Below are 2284 nucleotides of genomic sequence, written 5' to 3' on the forward strand. Positions count from 1 at the left end.
GGCTACCAGCCTCGCGCGGCGGGCCGATCTTCTGGGTCGCTGGCATCGGCGCTGCCTTGGCCGCGTTCTGGGTCTCCGGCGGGCACGCGCTGGTGCGCCAGGCGCCGTTCCTGTCCAGCGCGCAGGCGTCGGCGCTCAGCATTTCGGGCGTCACGTCACGCGTCGACGCTACCGGGCCGAACGCCGCGCTGTTCGTCGATGGCGAGGCCGTCAATGATGGTGCGAAACCGACGCAGTTGCCGCCGCTCGAAATCCGGGTGACCGGCAATGACGGGCAGACTACCCGCTATACGTTGGGGACATCCGGCCGTTCGCTGGCGTCTGGCGAAAGATTCGGCTTTGCCAGCCGGCTCGACGTGCCTAGAAACGGTGTGAAGACCGTGTCGGTCACTTTCGCCGAATAGGCGATCACCGGGGAAGACCATCAATGCCCATCGTACGCGGCAAGGACATCGAGGTTCTGTTTTCAGCATCGGCGATCGCGCGGCGCAATCTCGAACTCGCCAAGGAGATTGCAGGACACGATTATCACGATCTGCTGGTGATCTCGGTGCTGAAGGGCTCGTTTATCTTCGCCGCCGATCTTATCCGGGCCATGCACGATGTCGGCCTGTCGCCGGAGGTCGAATTCATCTTCATTTCCAGCTATGGCGCCGGCACCAGCAGCGGCGAGGTGAGGGTGCTGCGCGACATCGACAATGAGGTCGCCGGCCGCGACGTGCTGCTGATCGACGACATTCTCGAATCGGGCAAGACGCTGAGCTTTACCCGCGAGCTGATGTTGTCGCGGGGCGCCAAGAGCTGTTCGATCGCCGTGCTGCTCGACAAGCGCATGCGCCGCCAGACCGAGCTCAATGCCGATTATGTCGGCTTCGACTGCCCCGACTATTTCGTCGTCGGCTACGGCATGGATGTAGCCCATGCTTTTCGCGAGTTGCCGTTTGTCGGTGTCGTCAAAGGGGATGTCTGAGCGGCATCAAAAAGGTTTGCTGATGCTTAGAGCGGTTCGCCGCTTCACGAAAACGCCGAACCGCTCTAGTTTTTTGTTTTGACGCAATTCCCAAGGGAAAGCGCTATGCGCTTTTCCCGGAAAACCGTCTCACACTTTTCCTGGATTGCTCGGGGACTTTCAGGAAAAGTCAACTTTTGGCGGCCAAATATGCCGGCCATGGCAAAGCTTCTGATCGTCGAGGACGATGAGTCCGTCCGCACCCTGGCCGCCCGCGCGCTTGAACGCGCCGGGCACACAATCGATATCGCGGCGGACGGCGCACAGGGACTTTCGCTGATCCAGGCGGCGCGTGGCGGCTACGATCTCGTCGTCTCCGATATCCGCATGCCGGAGATGGACGGCATCGAGATGGCGATCGCGGCTGCTGCATTGTTTCCGTCGATCAAGATCGTGCTGATGACCGGCTATGCCGACCAGCGCGAGCGCGCCGAGGAATTGAACGGCATCATCCTCGATGTCGTGCAGAAGCCCTTCACGCTGGCCGAAATCCGTTCGCGAGTCGAGCGGGCGCTGATCTGCTTCGCCTGATCAGGCTGGGTCGGCGGCAGCGAGCACGGGTGGAACATTCTTGCGCCGTTCGGTGTTGAGCGCCAGCAGACCGGCGCCGATAATCAAGGCAGCGCCGATCACCGTCGTCGACCGCGGCACCTCGGCGAAGAACAGGAAACCCCACAGCGGCGACCACAGGATGCCGGTGTATTCGAAGGTGGCAACGCGGTTGGCCGGCGCCATCCGGTAGGCCTGCGACAGCAGGATCATGCCGGCGGAGGCGACGAAACCGCAGGCCGCCATCTTGAGAAAATCCGGCAGCGTCGGCCAAATCCATGGCCGCACCAGAAATTCCAGGCTCGGGTGAACGGCGTGTGTAATGCCGGCCAGGTGAAACGCCCCGGCAACCACGGCGGCGCCGACCAGATAGGCGCCGTTCTGATAGAAGGCCATGACGGTGGACGATTCAGTATCGCCGATCTTGCGGGCCATCAGCTGCGAAAAACCATAGAGCGCCGCCGAGCCCAGCGACAGCAGCGCTGCCCAGTCGAACAGCCCTGCGCCGGGGCGCAGCATCACGAGGACGCCGAACAAGCCGATCAGCACGGTTGCCAGTGTCTGCCAGGAGACGCGCTCGCCAAGGTAAGGTCCGGCCAGGACCATGATGAACAGCGGCGCCATGAAATAAAGCGCCACCGCATCGGCGAGCGGCAAAGCGGCGATGGCCAGGTAGTACATCGTATAGGAGGTGAACTGGATGAAGGCGCGCACCGTCAGCATGCC

Annotated in this window: 3 protein-coding genes and 1 pseudogene; 3 read left to right on the plus strand and 1 reads right to left on the minus strand. The window is 62.4% G+C overall.

Annotated elements, in window-relative coordinates:
• The 3 genes and pseudogenes from EN750_RS30280 to EN750_RS30290 form a co-directional block, all read left to right on the plus strand.
• Positions 1-404, plus strand: a pseudogene (locus tag EN750_RS30280) (hypothetical protein); the annotation flags it as partial.
• 23 nt (positions 405-427) lie between these two features.
• Positions 428-970, plus strand: coding sequence for a hypoxanthine phosphoribosyltransferase (hpt, locus tag EN750_RS30285; protein WP_023811104.1), 543 nt, complete (start codon positions 428-430; stop codon positions 968-970).
• A 198-nt stretch (positions 971-1168) separates the two neighbouring features.
• Positions 1169-1540 carry a response regulator gene (locus tag EN750_RS30290; RefSeq protein ID WP_027038124.1) on the plus strand — a complete coding sequence of 124 codons (372 nt, stop codon included), beginning with the start codon at positions 1169-1171 and terminating at the stop codon, positions 1538-1540.
• Here EN750_RS30290 and EN750_RS30295 read toward each other — a convergent pair.
• The coding region (locus EN750_RS30295; RefSeq protein WP_145968050.1) for a DMT family transporter at positions 1541-2284 on the minus strand (744 nt) is incomplete at its 5' end.

This window comes from Mesorhizobium sp. M7A.F.Ca.ET.027.03.2.1, assembly GCF_003999175.1.
Taxonomy (GTDB): Bacteria; Pseudomonadota; Alphaproteobacteria; order Rhizobiales; family Rhizobiaceae; genus Mesorhizobium.